Raw genomic sequence first — 21,080 nt, 5'->3', positions numbered from 1 at the left:
GCGGGCTTCGGGCGCTCGGTAGAAGCGCTGAATGCGCCCTGCATGTGGAAGTCCGGCGTGGGCTACCTTCACTTCGTGGACGCAAGCGGGGCAGGGTAACACCGATTTCGGTGGTGAAACGGTCCTGCGTTGTGGAAGGCGTCCGTACAGGAATGGTGATTCACCGTGATGGGGGGCCTTATGGACATGCGTTACGAGGCGTTTTCGTATGCCGATCCGGTGTTCTACGACTCGCCTGTGCGCTGGGCCACGGTGGAGGAGTTCGACGCAGCCGGCGCTTCCTTACCCGCCGGCTGGATCGGCAACGCGAGAGATGTCTGGGTGGGTCGGCAGCTTGCCGGGGTGGAGCTGCCCGACCAGGGCTGGAAGATCCATGTGTCCGCGTGCATGGACAATGCGCAGCACATTCTGTCCGTGGTCGCCGACTACTGCTACGAGAACGGCGTCGCGTTCAAGTTCCTGCGGAGCCTGGCGCTGGTGCAGACCCAGAACGCGAAGTACGCCTCGCGAGGTTCGAGCGGGAAGTTCATGACGCTGTACCCGGCTGACGAGCCGGCGTTGGAGCGATGTCTCGAGGACCTGGGCGCGGCGCTCGCGGGGCAGCAGGGGCCGTACATCCTGAGCGATCTGCGCTGGCGCGAGGGGCCATTGTTCCTGCGCTACGGCGGGTTCACCGAGCAGTTCTGCCGGTCGGAGACCGGTGAGCTCGTTCTGGCGCTGCGGGAACCGTCGGGCCGGCTGCGGCCGGACGTGCGGCGGGCGGTGTTCGAGGTGCCCGACTGGGCCCCCGTTCCGCGAGTGCTCGCTCAGGCGCTGGCCGACCGGGCCAGATCCGGTACGGCCGAGCTCCGCTACTCCGTGGAACGGGCCCTGCACTTCTCCAACGGAGGGGGCATCTACATAGCCCGGGCCGCCGACGGCGGCGGGGAGGTGGTGCTCAAGGAGGCCCGCCCTCATGCCGGTCTTGACCAGCGCGGGGACGACGCGGTCCTGCGGCTCGGCAAGGAACGCGACATCTTGCACCGGCTGGACGGGGTGTCCGCCGTACCCGCTGTGCTCGACTACTTCACGGCCTGGGAACACCACTTCCTGGTCCAGGAATACGTGGAGGGCGAGCCGCTCAACCGGTGGTTCGGACGGCGCTATCCCCTGGTCCATCCCGATCCGGACCAGGAGGTCATCGACCGCTACAGGGTGGAGGCGCTGGCGGTCCTGGAGAGCATCGAGGAAGGCCTTCGCTCCATCCATGACCGCGGAGTGGTCTTCGGAGACCTCCATCCGCGCAATCTGATCGTCCGGCCGGACGGGCGGGTGTGCTTCATCGACTTCGAACTCGCCTCTCCCGTCGACGCGTTCGTCAGACCCGGCCTCGGCGCCGCAGGCTTCGCGGCCCCCGCCGACCTGCACGGCTTCGCGATCGACCGGTACGCCCTCGACGCGCTGCGTCTGTGGATCTTCATGCCGCTGATGCAGCTGACGTCCCTGGACCCGGGCAAACGTCAGCAGCTGGCCGGCGCGGCGGCAGCACGCTTCGGGTTATCGGGCCCGCCACCCACGGATCCACCCCACGAACACGACACACTGGGCGCTCTGTTCAGCGGGGATCGCGCCGACTGGCCCGCCCTGCGCGACTCGATGGCGGCGGCGATCACGGCGAGTGCGACTCCGGAGCGCACCGATCGCCTCTTCCCGGGCGACCCCAACCAGTTCACCCATGACGGACTCGGGCTCGCCTACGGTGCCGCGGGAGTCCTGTGGGCCCTGCACTGCACGGGCGTCGATGTCGATCCGGAGCATGTCCAGTGGCTGCTGGACGCCGTCGCCCGTGAACCCTGCCGCCCCGGCCTCTACACCGGATCGCACGGAGTCGCGCTGGCACTGGACCGCCTGGGCCGCCGGAGGCAGGCGCACAACCTCCTGGACCATCTCCTGAAGGACCCGCTGGACCCGCAGGGCAGCGACCTGGCCGGGGGACTGCCCGGCACGGGACTGACCTTGCTGCACTTCGCCGCGGTCACGGGCGACTCCACGCTCCACACCGCCGCGGCGGATACCGCCGACCGGCTCGCCGACCGGCTGCGGGCACCTGCCGGCGAGGGCGGGGCACCGTCGGCCCCACGCAGCGGACTGCTGCACGGCAGCACCGGATCCGCACTGCTCTTTCTGCGTCTGTACGACAGCACCGGCGACCGCGATCTGCTCGACTTGGCGGAACTGGCGCTCCGCCGCGACCTGGACCGCTGTGTCCTGGCCGACGACGGCACCCTCCAGGTCGACGACGGCAGCAGAGTCCTGCCCTACCTGGAGTCCGGCAGTGCGGGCATCGCCGCAGTCCTCCACACCTATCTGAGCCATCGGCCCGATCCGGAACTGCGGCAGAGCCTGGACCGCATCCGCGCCGCCGCCGAGCCCGAGTTCATCGTCCAGCCCGGCCTGTTCAACGGGCGGGCGGGCCTGGTCTGGCTGCTGCACCTGCTGCAAGGGGACACAGGGGTGCACGATCCGGTGATCCGGCGTCACATCCGACGCCTGGTGTGGCATCTCATCCCCCATCAGGGGCACGTGGCCTTCCCCGGGGAGCAGCTCCTGCGGCTGTCCATGGACCTGGCCACCGGTTCCGCCGGCATCCTGCTCGCGCTGGGCTCGGTCCTGGCCGGCACCCCGGCCCTGCCGTTCTGGCCCGCCTCCCGGGACGCGGCGCCCACGCCCCTTCCCGCGGCCTGAACCGCTGCGCCGCTCCTTCTGCGAAGCACCCTTCGCAGTCCAAAGTTTCCGGCGACCGCCGGGAAGCAGAAGCACCAACCGAAGTGACAGGAGTGCACTATGTCCATTCTCAGCCTGCAGGCCCTGGAGACCCCCGAGGAGACCACCGAGTACATGTCGGTGATCAGCTCCCTCTCCGCGGTGAACTGCACCAACAGCACCGTCAGCACCCTGCTGTGCCTCTAGCAGGCACCCTCGGGGCGTCAGTGCGCTCCACCCCCCGGACGGCAGGGTGACCTGACTCCGGGGTGAACAGAGCCGGCCCGGGCTGAGATAGAGCCCGGGCCGGCGCTCATGTGCCAGCCGCTCGGACCGTCCGCCCAACTCCCCGCAGGAGCCCCGCATGGGACAGGACCGCCAAGAACAGCCGCTACGGGGCGGGGTTCACGAACGCACCGGTTTCTCCGCCACCGCGCGGGCGACGAGAACGCCGCCGCGGCACAGCCTGATTACCACCGTACTCCGACTGCGGTGGCCCACCGCTCTCGCCCTGTCCGTGGCCGCCGCCTCACTGGCCGCGCTGCTCCTGCCCACCGCCGTGGCACGGGCCGTGGACCGGGCCCTGTCGGGCGGCGGCACCGCGGGGATCGTTCCCCTCGCCGCGGTCGTCGGGCTGCTCACGGCAGCGGAGGCCGCCGCGCAGTACGCGGGACCACGCGCCACGGCCGAGACGACGGCCCGACTGCGCGCCGCCCTGGTGCGGCACACCATGGCCGGAGGTCCCCATCCCGTACGGCGACCGGCGACGGGCGACCTGATCGCCCGGCTCACCGCCGGCGCCGCGGAAGCGGGCCTGGCCGGCCAGGCGATGGTCTACGCGGTGGCCCAACTCGCCATGGCGGCCGGGGCCGTGGTGGCCCTCGGACTGCTCGCCCCCTTACTGGCCGCGGCCTTCGTCGTCACCGCACCGGCCGGCTGGCTGCTGCTGCGCCGGCAGCTGCGGCGCACCGTCCGCCGCGGCACGGGCTACCAGAGCGCCCAGGCCGATGTGGCCGCCCGGCTGCTCGACGCCCTGGCGGGCAGCCGCACCATCGCAGCCGCTGGAACCGTCGAGCAAGAGATCGAGCGCGTGCTGCGACCCGTGCCCGAACTCTCCCTGCATGGACGCGCGTTGTGGGACAGCCAGCGCCGCGTCGCCTGGTCCACCGGACTGCTCGCCCCCGTCACCCAGATCGCCGTGCTCGCCGTCGCCGGACACCAGATGTCCGCGGGGGCGCTCAGCACGGGCGAGCTGATCGCCGCGCTCGGCTACACCGCGCTCGGGCTCGGCGGTTTCGGCGCAGCGCAGAGTCTCCTGGACCTCGCCCGGGCCCGGGCGGGACAGGCCCGGGTGTCGGAGATCCTCGGCTCTCCCCGGGCGCCCGAGGGGCAGCGCGGCCTGCCGCCGGGACCCGGACGCGTGGAGATTCGCGAGGTCACGGTACGGCGGTCCGGACGGGCCGTCCTCGACCGGCTGAACCTTGTCCTGCCCGCCGGGAACTGCATCGCCCTGGTGGGGAGTTCGGGGTCGGGCAGATCCGTACTCGCCGCGGTCGCCGGCGGACTGTTGATCCCGGAGGAGGGCCTCGTGCTGCTGGACGGCGTGCCGGTGGACGAGATCCGCCCTGTCGAGCTGAGGACGGCCGTCTCGTGCGCCTTCGCGGATCCCGCGCTGACCGGGGCCACCGTTCTCGACGCCATCAGGGCCGCCGCACAGCCCGTCCCCGCTGCCGAAGCCCGCCAGGCCGCGCGCGCGGCGCAGGCGGACCTGTTCGTCCGACGGCTCCCCGCCGGGTACGACACCCCCCTGGCCGACGTGCCTCTGTCCGGCGGCCAGCGCCAGCGGCTGGGACTCGCGCGGGCCCTGGCCCGCGAGTGCCGGCTGCTCATCCTCGACGACGCCACATCCAGTCTCGACACCGCCACCGAAGCCCGCGTCCTGCACGCGATGGACCTCTCCCACGGGGACCGCACGCGGCTGATCGTGACCCACCGGACGTCCACCGCAGCCCGGGCGGATGCGGTCGCGTGGCTCGACGAAGGACGCATCCGCGCCCTGGCTCCCCACCGGGAGCTGTGGCGCATGCCGGACTACCGCCGCATCTTCACCGGCACAGGGGATCCCGCGGAGTCAGGGGGCACCGAGGGCTGAGCCCGCACGACCGGACGGCGGACCACGGACGAAAGGACAGCCACGCCATGGCCCACGGCACTGCCGATGCCCCCCGCTCACAGCCGGACCGGGACCCTTCAGCCGACTCAAGTCGGGAAGCGGACATATGCCCGGACCCGAACCCGCCGGCCTCGCCCCCACGCACGGCCGGCGCCTCGGCGCTGCACCTGGTCCGCGGCAGCCTCAACCGCAGCCGTGCCGCGGCGTTCCGGCTGGGCTGGTGGACGCTGGTGTCGGCCGCCCCCGCACTCGTCTCGGGGAAAGCCCTGGCCCTGGCCGTCGACGAGGGTTTCCTTGCGCACCGCCCCGCAACAGCGGCGCTGTACCTGGCGGTGTTCGCCCTGTGCGCCCTGTGCGGAGCCTGGGCAAGCCGGCAGACCTACCCCGCACTTGCCGAGATCGTGGAGCCGCTGCGGGACCGGATCCTCGGCGACGTCGTCCGAGGCACGTTGCGGCGGGCGGTTGTGCCAGGCACTCGGTGCGACGGTGCTGACGCGGTCGTCGTGGCCCAGCTCACCCGGCAGGTGGAGGTGGTCCGCGACGCGCTCGCGGGACAGCTCATGCTCGTCTGGCAGTTCGTCCTGACGACGGGAGCCGTCATCGTGGGCACCGCCGTCATCGCCCCGGCGGCCATGCCGGTCGTCGCGGTTCCGCTGCTGCTGGCGCTCGGAGTGTTCGCCGTGCTGGCACCGGCCACCCTCCGCCGGCAGCACTCGGCGTTCCAGGCCGAAGAGGTCCTCGCGCACCGAGCCGTGACAACCGTGGGCGCACTGCGCGACATCGTCGCCACCGGCACCCATGACCGAGCAGAACAAGAGGTGCTCGAAGCCGTGCGGGCGCATCTGCTGGCTTCCCGGAAACTGGCCACCGTCGCGGCGGTGCGCCGGCTGATCGTGGGGCTCGGCGCGCACAGCCCACTGCTGCTGGTCGTCCTCGCCGCGCCATACCTCACGGACCACGGCATGACCCCGGGCGACGTGGTCGGTGTGCTCACTTATGTGCTCTCCACCCTCGAACCAGCCGTCCGGCTGCTCGTCCAGGGAGTCGGCGCCTCCTGGCTCCGGCTGTCCGTGGCGGCGCAGCGGCTCGCCGGGGCAGCCCGCAGCCCAGCGACCCCCGAGAGTCCCGCGCACCCACTCGAGCCGGCCGACGGCTCGGTCTTCATATCGGGCGTCACTTTCGCCTACGGCAGGGACTCGGCCCCCATCCTCGACGGCCTCGAACTCACCCTCACCCACGGGGAACAGCTGGCCGTGGTCGGCCCCTCCGGCGTGGGCAAGTCCACGACGGCCGACATCCTGGCCGGCATCCTCCAGCCCGACCAAGGGCGGATCCTCCTCGGAGGCGTGCCCCTCGGCCGGATCGCCCGGGATGACCTGAGCAGTGCCCGGGCCCTTCTCCCGCAGAACCCCTACGTGTTCGCCGGAACGCTGCGGGAGAACCTCAGCGTGCTCGCTCCCGGCACTGCGGACGACGTCATCGACAGCACCGTGGAGGAACTCGGACTGGGCCGTGTCGTACGACGGCTGGGCGGCCTCGACGGCCAGGTGGACCCTTCCGCGCTGTCCTCGGGCGAGCGCCAACTCGTCGCTCTCGCCCGGGTCCACCTCTCCTCCGCCACCCTCGTCATCCTCGACGAGGCGACGCGGCACCTCGATGCCGAGGCCGAACAGCGCGTCGAGGAGGCGTTCCGGCGCAGGCCCGGCACCGTCGTCGCCATCGCCCACCGGATCGCGCCGGCCCGCCGCGCGGACAAGGTGCTCCTCCTGGACGGACAGCGCGCATGGATCGGCACGCACGACACCCTTCTGGCGGAGATCCCCCTCTACGCGGACCTGGTGGGCATCTGGAACACCGGTACCACCGGGCCCGACGGAGACGGACCCGGCGGCACGGCGGACGGCCCGGATGAACGCGACGCCGGCGTGGGCCGGGTCAGCTACCCGGGCGCAGCATCAGATCGCTCACCGTCGCGTCCCTCGGCAGACTGAGCGCCGTGCCCACGGCGGCAGCCACGGAGGCCGGGCTCATATGGGCCGCCGGCTCGTACGGCAGCCCGAACTGCTCGTGCAGCCGGACCTGCATCGGCGTATCGGTCTCGCCCGGGTAGACGGTCGTGACCCTGATCCCGTGCCGGTGTTCCTCCGCTCGCAACGTCTCGGCCAGCGCCTTCAGGCCGAACTTGGACGCCGCGTAGGCACCCAGACGCGGCGGCGCGTGCAGCCCGGCGCCCGAGTTCATGAAGACGACCTGCCCGCGGGCCTCCCGCAGCGCGGGCAGCATCAGCCGAGTGAGCTCCGCCGGAGCAACCAGGTTCACCGCAAGCGTGTGCTCCCAGACCTCAGCTCCTACGTCGACGACCCGCCCCGATTCGGCCACACCGGCCACGTGCAGGAGGAGGTCCAGCCGCTGGGGCAGCACCCGCGACTCCAGCGAGCCGCGCAACGCACCTGGCGCGGCCAGGTCCGCGACCAGGGTCCGGCTCTGGGGGAAGCGGGCCTGGAGCGTCCTGGCCCGGGACTCGTCCCGAGCCAGAAGCCACAACTCGTGCCCCTGCGCGGCGAAATGAGCGGCCAGGGCTGCTCCGATACCGGAACCGCCGCCTGTGATCATAAAGACTCCCATAGTGCGATACTTACCCAATGCGGCGTTCTTTTCCCGTGCTGCGAGGGCGAGTTCGGCACCGAACCGAGCTGGGAGATCGGGTTTGCCCCTCACGGACAAGCGACGCCGCCGGGCGGCCGAGGTAGGGGGAGGGCTTGCCCGGGCTCGCTGATTCGGGTGAACCCCGTGGGCGGACGCAGAGGAATAGGTGTGGGGGCAAACAACTGCGTGCCACACTCAATCAGGGGGGAAGCGTCCTCAGAGACGTGGGGCGCCGCGTCGGATCACTGGGGTAACGCGCGCGGGATGCTGGGGAGAATCGCTGAAATCTCCGTGCTGGTACGGCTGCTTCAGGAGACGGCGGCCGGCCGCGGCGGCGGAGTCCTCGTCGTCGGAGAACCGGGCATCGGCCGTACGCACCTGCTCCACAAGGCCCTCACCCTGGATGCGGTGGCGCGAGCCGTCCTCGTCACCGGCAGCGTGACGGAGAGCCGACTGCCTGGCGCGGGGCTGCATCAGGTGGTCCAGGCGTTACGGGACCAGCTGCCGCGCGTGCCCGCGGCGCAGCGGGATCCGCTGGAGCGGCTCCTCGCCACCGGCCGCCTCGGCCCGGACGGCGCCGACCAGCCGCCGGCGGCGGCGATGCTCGGTCTGCTGGGCGTCGCCGCGGCCTGTCGCCCCCTCCTGCTTGCCGTCGACGACGCGCATCTTCTCGACCCGCCGTCCCTGGACGCCCTGCTCTTCGTGGGCCGCCGGATCGCGAGCGAGCCCATCGCGCTGCTCCTCACCGCGATCCGGAGGCACACCAGCGAGACCTTCCGCGGATGGCCTGCCGTGAGCGGCGTCCCGGAACTGCGCCTTGGCCCCCTCGACCCCACCGACGCCCGCACCCTCCTGCGGAGTTCGGCACCCCACCCACTGCGCCGGCACGTCGCCGAACGCCTGCTCGCCGTCGCCGAGGGCAATCCGCTCGCGCTCACGGAACTGCCCGTCCCCCTCACCGCCGCCCAGTGCGACGGCCGGCAGCCGCTCGGCGACCCGCCCGTTCCCACCGACCGGCTGCGCCTGCGCCTCCTGCCGGAACTGGATCCGCTGCCCGCGACGGCCCGTGCCGCCCTGCTCGTGCCGGCCGTGGCGGGGCAGATCCCCGCGGCAGAGTTGGCCTGCGCGCTGAAACGGCTGGGCCACGCACCGGACGCACTGGTCCCCGCCGAGGAACACGGCGTCCTTGCCGAACAGCAGGGGCGGGTCGTGTTCCGCGACGAACGGCTGCGGCTGGTCGTCCATCACGCAGCCGGAGCGGCCCGCCGGCACGTTGTCCACCAAGCACTCGTCTGCACGCTCAGCGGCCCCGCGGCGGCTCGACACCTGGCGGCCGTCGCCCCGGGACCCGGCCCTGCCGTGGCCGACGCACTGGAAGCAGCCGCGCGCGCTGTCGCCGGGGTCGACCCCGGCGACAGCGCCGAACTGTACGAGCGCGCCGCGTCGTTCACCCCGAACGACGAGGACGCCGCGCGACTCCTCGGACTCGCCGCCGCGTCCCGGCAGCAAGCCGGCACCCCCGATCACGTACCGGCGCTCCTGGACCGGGCGCTGGCCCTCGCCCATACCCCGGAACTCCGCTGCGAGCTGCTGATCCTCCTCGCCCGGCACCAGGGCAGGGCCGTGAGCCCGCTCGCCACCCACCGGCTGCTGCGCGCCACCGCTGTACGCCTCAGCGCCGACCAGCCGTCCCGAGCCGCCGAACTCCTCCTGGAGGCCGCCGAATGCGCCGTCCGCGCCGCGGACAGTCGGGCCGCGCTGGGCAGCGCCTGGCAGGCATACCGCCTCACCCGGCCGCGCGGCGGCGACCTCGCCGAGTCGGCCGCCGTGCAGCTCGCACGGGTGCTGGCACTGCGGGGCCAGAGCGTCCAGGCCCGCGAACTGCTGTTGCTGCCGCCGGCCGGCGCCTCCGCCGTGACGATCGTCGCCAGGGCCGAAGTACTCGGCTGGCTGGAGGAGTACGAGGCGGCCCTCACCCTGCTCTCCCGCCTGCTCGACGGCCGGCCCCAGGACCGGGTCCGTGCGGACGCGCCGCTGCGCGCGGCGGCGCTCGGCAGTCGCGCCTGGATCCGCATGTGGACCGGCGACTGGCCCGGCGCGAGGGCGGACGTCACCGAGGCCGCCGGGTGCGCCGGACGAGCCCGGGCCGTGAGCCCGCTCGCCCAGAGTCTGGTGCTGCTCGGCCGTCTGGAGGCCGCCCAGGGCCGAAGCGTCGAGTGCGGGATCGCCCTGGCCCGTGCCACCCGGGTGGCACGGGACCACGGACTGGACCTCGTACTCGGCCAGGTCGCGGCGACCGAAGGGCTGCTGGCCATGGGAGGGGGCAGCTACGAGAAGGCTGTGACCTGCTACGAACGGGCTCGCTCCCTGGCCGACGGCGCCGGGATCGAGCACCCGTCGGTGGCACCGTGGGCCGCCAACCTCATCGAGGCGTACCTGCGCACCGGGCGCACCGCCGAGGCCGAAAGCGAACTGGCCCGCCACGAAGACGGAGTACGCCGCTCCGGGCTCAGCTGGGCGGCGGCACGCGGAGCCCGCTGCCGGGCGCTGCTGCTGGAGACCGGACGGTTCGGGCACGGCGCCGTCGAGGCCGCCTTCCAGGAGGCGTTCGAGAATCACGCCCGCGGCCGGGTCGTCTTCGAACACGCCCGCACCCTGCTCTGTCACGGCCAGTGGCTGCGCCGCGAGGGACGCAGCGCGGAAGCCCGCCGGTCGCTGTCCCGCGCGCTGACCGTCTTCACCGACCTGGGCGCCGCGCCCTGGTCGAAGGCGGCCCACAGCGAGCTGCGGGCCACCGGCATGCGCAAACCGCGACGCGGCGGCGGCACGACCGGGGAACCGGCGAGGGAGCGGCTCACGGAACAGGAACGCCGGATCGCCGGCCTGGTCGCGGAGGGCGCCACCAACAAGGAGGCCGCCGCAGCGCTCTTCCTCAGCCCCAAGACCGTCGAGTTCCACCTGGGCAACGTCTACCGCAAGCTCGGGGTGCGATCGCGCAGCCAACTAGCCCGGTCCTTCCGGCCGGCCCAGGCGTGACACCAGGAGTGGCACCGAGGCACGTCACTTGTTCACCGGGCGGACTTCTTGCCCTTCTCCTTGGCCTTTTTGTCCTGCTTCAGGGCGTCGGCGACATTGCCGATGCCTCCCTCGCGCAGGAAGATGTGCGTCATCTGATTCGTAGGCAGCACCGCTTTCTTACGGGTCTTGAACCGCTCCCGGAAGCCCGTGATGACGATGTGGTTTTCCGCCTTCAGCGCCTTGGTGATGAAGAAGTTCTTGCAGTCCTCGCACGCGGGGATGCCGGCGACGCCGATGGCCCGCACCGATCCGCCGTGCCGCTCGTAGTACTTCTTCTCCGCGTGCGCGGTGGTCGGCATGTTGGATTTCTCCTTGAGGCCGCTTCTGGCGATATACTTGCCTTCGAGAGCCATTTCGCGGCGCAGTTTCGGCGTGGTCCTCAGCGCGGGGTCCAGGTAGCGGGGGTGGACCTTCCGCCCCGCCTTGATCCGTGCTGCCCTGCCCTCCGGGGTGGGCGCCACCGTCCACTCGTCGGGCAGCGCGGCGATGGCTTCCGCCTCGATCCGCTCGGCGATCTCCCGTGACTCGCCGGGGTCCCGGCCCGGCATCCTGACGTCCCGGCCGGGGATGTCGTGGTCCGGGTCGCGGGCGAGAGACGGGTCGGCTTCGAGAGCAGCGTCGGAGTACGCCTCGGGCGCCTTCGTGGTGCTGGTCGCGACCACCTTGCCGGTGTCCGCCTTGCCCGCACGGTAGACGGTGTTCCAGATGGCCAGCGCCTTGAGGAAGCCGGCCACCGACGCCGCGACCAGCGCGCCGGCGCTCTTCTCCTGGTCGGGGGTGGCCTCCTTCTCGCCCTTGAGCGGGGGCTTCTTGCGCGTCGCCTTGCGGTGCGTCGGGTTGATGCCGCCCTCGACGGTCCACCGGTCGCCGTCCAGCACCGGCTTGAGGTACTTCAGGCCGTAGCGGACGCGGATGGCGAGCAGGACGCCCTTGATGAGCCGCTCTCCGACGAAGGTCCCGTGGAGCCGGTCGACCACGGCGGCGCCTGCCTCGACACCGGCCCTGACGTCGCGCTTCTTCTCGTCCTCCGTACGCCGGTCGGCCTTGCCCGCGAGCTTGCCCAGCGCCTTCGCGCCGCCCGCGAGGAGCCGCTTGGCGAAGGCCGCCGCCTTGGTGATCAGGCGGGCGATGAAGCCGCGCACCGGGGCGCCGACCTTCTCCAGGACGCTCTTGACCTTGGCGGGGATGGCCCCGAGCTTCAGCACACGGGCGAAGAGGTCGATGGCCAGCGGCAGGACGCGGGCGAGGGAGGCGTCGATCTTGGCGACGACCTTCTGCGACACGCCCCCGCAGATCTCCTCCAGGGTGTCGAGGATGCCGTTCACGAACTCCGCCAGCGCGCGGGCCTTTTCGACCAGGAAGGTGAGGAAGTCGTAGACCGCCATGACGGCCTTGACGAGGGCCCCGGCGGGGGTGATCAGGGACAGCAGCCAGGTGACGCCCGCCTTGACGACCGTCTCGATCACGAACGACTTGATCATCTCGAAGGCCTGGTCCTTGAGCTCGGCGGCCTGCTCCTTCAGCTCCTCCCAGAGGGCACCGATTCCCTTGTCCTTGATGAGTCCGATCACGCGCACCGCGCCGATCACCGTGTTCAGCATGGCCGGCGGCATGTGCTTGAGCAGTTCGCCGCGGATGAAGGACCAACTGATGCCGAACACCGAGAGGACCAGCTTGATGACGCCGCGCAGGTCCCACTTCTCGGGGAGTTCGATCCCCGCCGCGGCCAGATTGCCGAAGAGCCAGTCCTGCAACGCTGCCTTGAGATGACCGGGGAGCTTCGTGACGAACAGCGTCAGCCCGCCCTTGACGGAGGCGGCGAGATTGCGCAGGAAGCCCATCGGGTCGCGAATGATGCGCTCCGCGACACCGGCCGCCCGCCGGACCACGCTCACCAGCAGGTTCTTCAGGTCGAGCAGGACCTTCACCACTCCGACCACGGCGTCGCGAGCCTGCTCCCACAGGCTCTTGTTCGCCTCCTTGACCTCGGCCATCGCCTGGTCGATCTCCTGCTGCGCGCTGGCATAGCACTCCGCCAGCACGTCCACCACCGCGTCTGCGCGCTCGCCGATGGACGCGTCCAGTTGGTCGAACCGCTCCGCGAAGCCGGCCGCCGTACGGTTGCCGAACTCCTTCATCTCGGGTTCCAGGCCGCTGACGTACTCGGTCATGCGTCGGCGGCCGTCGGTCGCCTGCTGCTGGGCTGCCGTGACGGTCCGTTCCACGACGGTTGCGACCTCGTCGACGGCCGCCCTGACCTGCCTGGCGTACTCATCAGCGTGCGCCTTGCAGTTCGGCTCGTCCTTCCAGAACTGCCACCAGCTCTTCGTGCAGGCCTCGACGAAGCTCTTGCGGGCCGCCGCGGCCCGCTCCTCGAAGAGCTTGCGTACGGTCTCGTCGAGCCCGGCAAGGGTGTCCTCGACGCTCTTCTTGGTCTCCTCGTAGACGGCGGAGAGCCGGTCGGCGATCTCCGCGCGGCGTGCCTGCGTACGGTCCCTGGCCTGCTCCTTGCCGCCGTGGACGGCGGCGCCGGCGGTCACGCGCAGGCCGGCCATGCCCGCCATGGCGGCCTTTCCGGCCCCTGCCGCCCGCTGCAGGGCCGTGGTGCGAATCTCGGCCTCGCGGGCGCGGACGTCGGCGGGCCCGGCGTCGGTGTGTTTCTCGGCGGTCCGTTTCGCCTTCAGGGCGGCGGAGAACGAAGGCTCGTTTGCATTGCGCAGGGTCTCGTCGCCGATTCCGGCGCCGTCCAACGCGGCGCGGGTCCGGTCGCCGCCCGCGGACAGGTCCACCGCCGCGCCGGGCAGCGGCGGCGGAACGGCGTCGGCCGCTCGCGGCGCCGCGGGAGCGGCCGGCGGTCGGTCGGGGGTCAGCGGCGCGGTGGGCGGACGAGGCACCTGACCGGGGTCGGGGGCGGTCGCCGCCGCGGCTTTGACGTCGCTTGCCGCAGAGCCGGCGGCCGACTGCGCCTCGCCGGTGAGCTGCGGGGTGAGGGCGTCCGGCGTCTCGGGGTCGGCCAGCTTCTTCGCCGCGTCGGCGGTCTTCGGCTCCTGGGCCGCGATGCGTGCCTCGAACTTCGCGATGAACGCGGCCCGGTCGAACTGCTTCACCGGCGCCTCGGCCATGGCCTCGGTCTGCTCCCGCCCGGCCAGTCCCGCCCGCTCCCGGTCGGTCTGGACGGCGGCCCGCTGGGCCTGGACCGCTTCGGCGGCGGGTGCCGGGTGCCGGGTCAGGACGCGCTTCTTCGCCGCGACGTCCACCGCGATTCGCCGCGGACCAGGCGCAGCCGCCGCGCGACGCCGCGAACCGGCCGGACCCCGGGCGGCGACAGCCGCCGCGGCCCCGTTGCCCACCGCGGGTGACGCGGCGGGCGGCCCGACGACGGGCGTCTGCTTGGGCGTACGGGAGGCGGTGGAAGCGGAGTCGGCGGGCGTCTGCTTCGTCGTGCGGGAAGCGACGGCGGGGGAGTCGGCGCTCGCCGGCGTGGGCGATGCGGCAGGGGCGGTGGCTGGCGCGGACCGTGCGGCAAGGGCGGTGGCTGTGCCGTTCGCCTTCCGTGTCGGCGTGGAGAGCGGGCCGCCGACAGCCGGCGGGCCCGCGGCCGGGGCCGCGCCCGGACGGGCGGCCAGCGCCGAGGCGGCCGCGTTGCCCGCCGTACGCCGCACCGCCGGCCGGTCGCCCCGTGCGGGTTGGGTTGGCACCGGGGCCGGCACGGGCGCCGGTCGTGGCCGTCCACGAACCGCCTTCGACCGTCCGGGCACCGGCCGCCACGACCTGCCCCCGACTCCCGTCACGGCAGGCGGTGGAGCGACCGGCGCCTTCCCGACCGCGGCCGGGCTCACCACGTGCTCCCCGTTGCGCAGGTGTCCCCGGACCGGGCGGTCGCCATGATCGCCGCGCCCGTCAGGTCGAGCTGGACAAGTCCCTCCGGGCGCAGGCCGGGGGCGAGCGGCGCGCGCGCCAGGAACGGTGCCCGGCGTGAACCGCACCGCTGTAGGGCGCGGGGGGCACATGCCGGGATGACAACGCGTCTCCCGTCGAGTGGACGTCGGAACTGCCCGGCGATGGCCTCGACTTGCCGGCCGCGTCCCATGGCGGCGGCCCCAGACCGCGCGGCCGACAGCGTGGCGCCGGCCGGGTCGAGTCGGGGCGGGCCCTTCACTCGCAGGCCGGGGGCGAATCGTGCGCGCCCCGGGCTCACCACGTGCTCCCTGCGGAGGCGGCGTCGCCGGCCTGGCCGAGGGCGAGTTCCAATTCGCCGGCGCGTGGCAGCCTCGACTCCTGGCGGAACTGCCGTGCGATCGCTTCGACCAGGTGCTCCCGGCCGATGGCGGTGCTCCCGGAGCGGGCGGCCAGCAGCGCGGCGGTGCGCGCGGCGGCCATGATCGCGGCGCCCGTCAGGTCGAGCCGGGCCAGGCCGTCCAGGCGCAGGTCGGGGGCGAGTGGCGCACGCGCCGGGAACGCCAGCCGCCAGAGGCGGTACCGCTCCCGGTCGCCAGGGCGCGAGAAACGTACGACGAACTGGAAGCGGCGAGTGAACGCCGAGTCCAGATTGCCGTGCAGATTGGTGGTCAGGACGACCAGTGCGGGGCTTCGCTCCAGGCGTTGGAGCAGAAAGCCGACTTCGAGGTTGGCGTACCGGTCGCTGCCCCGGTCCACGGTGCCGCGCTTGCCGAACAGCGAGTCGGCCTCATCGAAGAGCAGCAGCGCGTGCGCGGCCTCCGCCTGCCGGAACGCCTTGTCCAGGTTCTTCTCCGTCTCCCCGACCCATTTGGACACGGTCCGGGCGAGATCGACCCGCAGCAGGTCCACTCCGAGCGAGCCGGCGATCACCTCGGCGGCGAGTGTCTTGCCCGTTCCCGGTTCCCCGGTGAACAGGGCCTTCAGGCCGGGCCCGCCGTGGCCGCCACCGAAGCCCCACTCCTGCGACACCCGGGGCCAGGCCCGGAACGCCGAGGCGATCTCCTCGACCTGACGGGCCTGCTCGGCCGGGAGCACGAGGTCCGCCATGCCGTGTACGGGAGTGCGCTGTTCGGTGAGCGGTGCCGGCATGGTGGCGAGGACTCGGGTCACGGCGTTCGCCATCGGCACGCCCTCGGCCCCGGCGAGGCCGGCCGTCGCCCGCATCTGCTCGGGTGTCAGCCTGAACCGTGCGGCCAGCCCGTCGAACCCGCCCGCGCCGAACACCTCCGGTGCGTCCTCCTCGGCGGAGGTAGAGGCAGAGGCGGGTCCGCCGAGCGCGGCCCACAGGGCGCGTCGCTGCGGGTAGTCGGGTTCCGGCACGGTCTCCTCCGCGTAGCGGCCGTCGGCCAGCAGGCCGAGTGGCCGCCACGGAGCTCGGCCGGTCAGGACGACGGGGACGTGGGCGCTGGCCAGTACGTCGGCGAGGACCTGGGTCGTGGCCGCGCCGGCCTCGTGGAGCGCGTCGGTTGGAAGCCACAGCGCGGTGCCGAGGGCACCCGCCGTTGCCAATGCCCGTGCCGCCTCTGCCCGTGCGTCCTCCGGCGCGGGAGAGCTCCGCACATCGGGCGCCCGCCGCAGGGTGAGCCCGGCCGCCTCGGCCACCGCCCAGGCCGCGTCGAGCTGGCCGCCCTCCGGCAGCCCCCAGAGGGCGGCCACACCGTCCCGTCGGGCGCGCAGCCGGTCTCCGAGCCGGGTGGCCGCGGCCAGCGCCGGGCCGCCCAGCAACGCCGGGCGGGGCGGCGACAGCTCGCCGGGATCGTGGGCGAGCAGCGCGAGGTCGCCCCGTCCGTCCAGCAGATACGAGGCCAGTCCGGGCGGGACGTTCAGGGTGCGCAGCAGGTCGTTGCCCGAGCCGTCCGAGCCGCCCTGTCCCTCCGGCACGAGCAGGCCGAAGCGGCGCAGCGGTCCGTACGGACCCAGGCAGGGCAGGCGGGCCAGCCGCCCGTCGAGGGAGGGGGCCAGGACGGTCAGGACGAGCTCGGCGTTGGGCCGGCGCTGGTCGAGGTCGTCCAGGAGGTACCCGAACAGCAGGGCGTGTTCCGGCGCGAGCACGGGTGCCAGGCACAGCAGGAGGGCGTCGATCTCGAAGGCGTCCAACCCTGCCGCGCGGGACAGGGCGTCGAGCGGGAGCACGGCTTCGGCGCGGGCCGCCCGGCGTCGCAGGTCCTCCTCCGCCGAGACGGCGACCGGGGCGAGGGCGTGGTCGTGGGCGGGGACGCGGACGTGCGCGGCGGCAGGGTCCGTCAGATCGAGCAACAGCTCGGCCTGCGCGTCGGTGACGCAGTACGGGGACAACTCGCAGTCCGCGAGCAGCTTCGAGTGCTCGGCGCGGCGGGCCGCGGCGGCACGGAGCGCCCGGTGCACCGCCGCGTACCGGAGCGTCAGATGGGCCGTCGCGGGAACTGGCCCTCGGGTCAGGGCAGCGCCCCGCTCCTGGGTCGGCATCTCATCCTCCCGTGAAAGTGACGCGGCGTTCCCCGAGCCAGGGCACGGCGGGGACGTCGGCGAGCAGCCGGTGGCGGTGCAGGTCGGCGTGCCGGGCGCCCAGCGGCAGCCGGACCTCCACGGTGCCGTCGTGGAACAGCACCCTCGCCCCGAGGTCGGCGAACCGGTCGAGGGCGGTCGCCGGGTGAGGGGCCTCCTGGTCCGCCCACAGCGTCCAGGCGAGGTCCGCCAGGGCGGAGGCGGCGGCCAGGGTGACCGTACGGTCCAGCGCGGGTGCCTGGCCGGGGCGGGCGCACGGACGCCGGGAGATCAGGGTGTCCGTGAACCGGACGGCGCGCGCGGCCTCGTGGGCCAGCCTTCGCGCGCCGCCGATCAGTGCGTCGGACGGGACCTCGGGGGCGCGCGGACCGGCGCCCGCGTTGGTCCAGCAGCGCAGGCGGCCGGGCACCCGACGCATCGCTTCGCCGCGCGCCGGCGGCAGATCGGTGACGTAGCCGATGCCTGACGCGTCCAATGCCACCAGCAGGCCGGGTGCAACGGCTGGGGCGACAGTGTCCGACGGGAGGCGGGGCAGGAGCACGAGCGGTCGGCCGGCCAGTTCCCACGGCCGCCGCAGTTCCTCCGGCCGGGCCGCGTCCCACACCGGGTACAAGCCGTCGACGTCCAGGAGCAGCAACCGTTCGGGGCCGCCGGCGGTCAGCAGCAGCGGCCGGCCGGGGTCGTGTCCCCGGGCCGACTGGACGCCGAGCCGGACGTCGAGCAGCGCGAGCAGCGAGCCGAGGCGGTGTTCGAGGTCGTCCGGCGACGAAGCGGCTTCCGGCCCGGACCCCGGTTCCGCGCGACCGGCGGAAGCCGGCGGACCCCACGGGGAGGGCACGAGCCCGGCGAACACCGAAGCCGAGTGGGCATCCTGCGGTGACCGCAGCCAGCCGCGTCCCGGCGGCGGCAGCACCTTGTGCGCGAGCGCCGTGGCGAAGGCGGCGCCGTCGGGGCCGGGCGCCTCGCCGCCGGCCAGCACGGCGGACAGCGCCGTCAGATACCCCCAGCTGTCGAGCGCCGGCAGCAGCAGGAACGGCAGGGCGCAGTCGATCTCGGTGACCGTCCCCGGGGCTGGACCGCGCCGGTGCCAGGTGTACGGGTCGTCGCCGGGCGGCGTGGGCCGGGAACGGTACGGAGCGCAGCCCTGTGCGGTGGCCCGTGGCGGGCCGCCGGGCGCCGCCGCGTCTCCCTGCGGCCCGGGAAGGAGACCCTCGCCGGGCCGGGACCCTTCGCCCGGCCCGGCCCCCGCTTCCAGGTGGCTGTCGGCGGTGCCCGACTCCGGCGCTTCGGCGGACTCCGCCGCGTCGAGCATCGCGAGCAGGGCGGAGGTGAGGTCATCGGCGGTGACGACGGGCCCGTCCGCCGGGTGGACGGGCCCATCGGCCGCGAGGCCGTCGTCGCGGCTCACCGGCCACAGGGCGTCGGGCACGGGTCCGGCGCCCGCTCCCGCCGATTCCAGAGCGCGCAGCAGCAACAGCAGCGAGGGGCGCGGCAGTCGGGCGAGCACCGCGTCGAACACCCCGCAGTCCCAAGCCTCCGACAGCAGGGAGACCAGCACCCGATCCCGTTCATGGCGCGACGCCGCTCCGGAACGCGCCTCCTCGCCGGGCCCGGCCGACGCGAGCGCATCGACCGGCACGGTGTACGGCTCCGGGTCCGAGGTCCGTCCCGCCCGGGGCGTCGGCACGCCGGGTCGCGGGGCGGACGGGTCGTCCGGCCACCGCACCGCGGCGGTCTGGGAGTCGCTCGCCGTCCGGCCGGCGTCCGTCAGTTCCCGCAGCGTCACGCGGACCCTGATGCGTACGGGCACCGTCACCTCCAGTCTGGCCGGGTCCTCGGCCTCGCCGGACGCCGCCGGCCAGGACGGCGGGCCGGGTACGCCCGCGCCGGCCAGCGCCGGGACGAGGTACCTGTGCACGGCGCGCGGCAGCAACGCAACGGCGCCCCGGGCCAGTTCCGCCGGGTCCGGGCCCCAGCTCCATCCGGTGCCCCGGACGACCCGCACCCGGCAGTCGAGCACCGTGCAACCGCCCATCGCGGTGATGAACCGCTCTCCCTCGGCGACATCCGGGTCGTATCGGTCCGACATGCCGTCACGTCACCGTTCCCGCCGCCAGATGCACGACGCTCGGCACGTACACACCCGCCGGGCGTCCCTGGACGAAGACGAGGGCGTGGTCGATGGGCGCCACCTCGCCGGTGCCGAGCCAGGCGACGCCATCGCCGTCGGGCGCGCCCGTCAGGACGGCCTTGGGCGCGACGCCCGGGTCCCACGAAGGGGCCGGGTGGACGAGGGCCAGTACGGCGGTGCCCGAGGCGGCAGGGGGACTGGTCGTCACCTTCAGCGAACCGCCCGCGGCGTCCGACCAGTTCGCCGCCGGTGGGGCGCCCGTCAGCGGGACGGCTCCCACGCCGGTCTCGGTCACCTCCACCGACCACAGCCAGGGCGCCGCCAACACGCCCGCGGGCGCGGTGATCTCCTCCGCCGTGAGCAGCTCCGCCGGTACCAGGATCTGCCCGGACAAGCCCGGGACGGCGAGCCGCAGGGCATCGCCGACCAGGGCCCGGACACTCGGCGCAGCGCCGGGCGCGGCACGGGTGAGGGCCGCAACCACATGGCCCGTCTGCGGCAGCCGGACCACGGTGACCCGGGCCGACGGAACTTCCTCGGCGTTCGCCATGACACTGCTCTCCCTGTCTGCGCACTCCATGCGTCCGGTACGTTCGCGCGTCGGCGCCGCCCGCCGACGCGACCGGGGCGTGCAATTGCCCCTCAGGACGGCTCGCGGGCCGCGGCCGCCAGCACCAGGTATCGGGCCCGCCCGGGAAGCACCACAGGGCTCCCGAATCCGGCGGCCGCGGGGCCGGAGATGCCGTACCAGGCGATCAGGCAGACGAGCCTGCGCGCGGCGTCCACCTCACAGCGCAGCACCACCGGTAGCGCGCCGCCCCTGTTCCACGCGGAGCCGCCACCGCGCACGGGCGCGTCCGAGGCCTGCGCCACAGGGGTGACCTGGATGTGCAGCACCACGTCCCCCGACGCGACCTGGTCCTGCGTCACCCCCTGCGGCAGCGGCAGCAGCACACCGTGGGTGGCGCTGCCCGACTGGGCCAGAACGCTGCCGCTGACCAGGGGGCTGTCCACGGCGCCGGTCACGGTGAGACCGCCGTCGATCGTCACGTTCCCCTTCAGGCTGGTGCTCCCGTCCGAGAGCACCCGCAGGCTGGGGGAGATGGCCCCGGTGGCGCTGAACCGGCCGACGTCCAGGCTGCCGTCGGTGCCGCCGATCCGCACCCCGACCCGGCCGGCCACCGGCCGGGGCTCGGCGGCGAGTTCGAGGGTGCCACCGCGGGCGGACACCCGGTCCGCGAGGACTCCCGCGTACCGGCGGCCGATCCCGTTGGCCTCGGCCAGCACCCCGGTGAAGCCGCCGCCGACTCCGCCGCCCCAGGTCACGAAGCCGACGAGCACCCGGCCCCGCCCGCCGTCGCCCAGCCGGTCGGGACCGGCGTCGGGCGCGGGCGGCTGCTGGTCGGCGAGGTCGAGTTCGTCGCCGGGGGCGCCGACCAGCAGCGCGAACCCCTCCTCGGCGCGCGGCGCCGCCCCCTCGGCCGGGCCACCGCACGCCCCGGAGGACGGGGAGACCCCGGAGGGCACGTCGTTCCACATCAGGATCAGCGGGCGCGGCGACGGGTCGTCGGGGTCGGTGATCCCGCCCGCCTGTGCGGCGGTGGACAGCGCCAGCGGGGCGGGCACCACGATTTCCCGACCGGACGGGTCGACGAGGGTCCCCGGGGCAACCACGATCCTCCGGTACTCGGGCGCGTCCTCGCGTGGCTGCTGCGACACATCGAGGCCCGAGGAGATGCCCCAGGTGTGCAGGTGCCGATGGTGGCGGGCTGCCGCGTCGCGCCCGTACCGGACGATCGCCGACACATCGTCGGCGGCGAGGTACTGGCCCTCGTGGAACTCCGGCCGCAGGGGTGCCGGCATGAC

11 protein-coding genes are annotated in these 21,080 nt (G+C 73.5%); 5 read left to right on the top strand and 6 right to left on the bottom strand.

The genetic code is table 11. The features are described 5' to 3' along the window. Nucleotides 1-180: 180 nt before the first annotated feature. The 4 genes from lanKC (at nt 181) to CP983_RS00330 (ending at nt 6,906) form a co-directional block, all read left to right on the top strand. Nucleotides 181-2,724, top strand: coding sequence for a class III lanthionine synthetase LanKC (gene lanKC, locus CP983_RS00345; protein ID WP_229914587.1), 2,544 nt, complete (start codon nt 181-183; stop codon nt 2,722-2,724). A 99-nt stretch (nt 2,725-2,823) separates the two neighbouring features. Continuing rightward, nucleotides 2,824-2,949: a SapB/AmfS family lanthipeptide gene (locus CP983_RS00340; RefSeq protein WP_125528864.1), complete on the top strand. Its 126-nt coding sequence runs from the start codon at nt 2,824-2,826 to the stop codon at nt 2,947-2,949. 157 nt (nt 2,950-3,106) lie between these two features. Continuing rightward, nucleotides 3,107-4,894 (top strand): ATP-binding cassette domain-containing protein, encoded by a 1,788-nt coding sequence (locus CP983_RS00335; protein WP_150498034.1) that lies wholly within the window; start codon nt 3,107-3,109, stop codon nt 4,892-4,894. Between the two features lie 47 nt (nt 4,895-4,941). Then, nucleotides 4,942-6,906: an ATP-binding cassette domain-containing protein gene (locus CP983_RS00330; RefSeq protein ID WP_150498033.1), complete on the top strand. Its 1,965-nt coding sequence runs from the start codon at nt 4,942-4,944 to the stop codon at nt 6,904-6,906. On the opposite strand, the gene CP983_RS00325 is transcribed toward CP983_RS00330, so the two are convergent. Next, a complete protein-coding gene (locus CP983_RS00325) occupies nt 6,851-7,540 on the bottom strand; it encodes an SDR family oxidoreductase (RefSeq protein ID WP_150498032.1) in 690 nt (229 codons plus the stop codon). The two genes, CP983_RS00330 and CP983_RS00325, sit on opposite strands and share 56 nt — an antisense overlap. Before the next feature lie 285 nt (nt 7,541-7,825). Between CP983_RS00325 and CP983_RS00320 the strand changes: the two genes are divergently transcribed. Beyond that, on the top strand, nt 7,826-10,597 hold the full coding sequence (locus CP983_RS00320; protein ID WP_167537625.1) for a helix-turn-helix transcriptional regulator: 2,772 nt from the start codon (nt 7,826-7,828) through the stop codon (nt 10,595-10,597). Between the two features lie 32 nt (nt 10,598-10,629). Here CP983_RS00320 and CP983_RS00315 read toward each other — a convergent pair whose 3' ends face one another. The 5 genes from CP983_RS00315 to CP983_RS43705 form a co-directional block, all read right to left on the bottom strand. Further along, nucleotides 10,630-14,337, bottom strand: a complete 3,708-nt coding sequence (locus tag CP983_RS00315; RefSeq protein ID WP_150498030.1) for a phage tail protein — start codon at nt 14,335-14,337, stop codon at nt 10,630-10,632. 496 nt (nt 14,338-14,833) lie between these two features. Beyond that, entirely contained in the window at nt 14,834-17,044 is a 2,211-nt protein-coding gene (locus tag CP983_RS00310; protein ID WP_150498029.1) for an ATP-binding protein, read from the bottom strand. Nucleotide 17,045: 1 nt separating this feature from the next. Then, nucleotides 17,046-19,172, bottom strand: coding sequence for a hypothetical protein (locus tag CP983_RS00305; protein ID WP_150498028.1), 2,127 nt, complete (start codon nt 19,170-19,172; stop codon nt 17,046-17,048). A gap of 4 nt (nt 19,173-19,176) precedes the next feature. Continuing rightward, the gene (locus tag CP983_RS00300) at nt 19,177-19,764 is read right to left on the bottom strand and encodes a hypothetical protein (RefSeq protein WP_150498027.1); all 588 of its coding nucleotides are present in this window, start codon (nt 19,762-19,764) and stop codon (nt 19,177-19,179) included. A 92-nt stretch (nt 19,765-19,856) separates the two neighbouring features. Next, nucleotides 19,857-21,077, bottom strand: coding sequence for a hypothetical protein (locus CP983_RS43705; RefSeq protein WP_167537624.1), 1,221 nt, complete (start codon nt 21,075-21,077; stop codon nt 19,857-19,859). Nucleotides 21,078-21,080: the final 3 nt, after the last annotated feature.

The organism is Streptomyces chartreusis (assembly GCF_008704715.1).
Classification (GTDB): Bacteria; Actinomycetota; Actinomycetes; order Streptomycetales; family Streptomycetaceae; genus Streptomyces; species Streptomyces chartreusis.
This window is presented reverse-complemented; position numbering and strand designations above follow the sequence as displayed.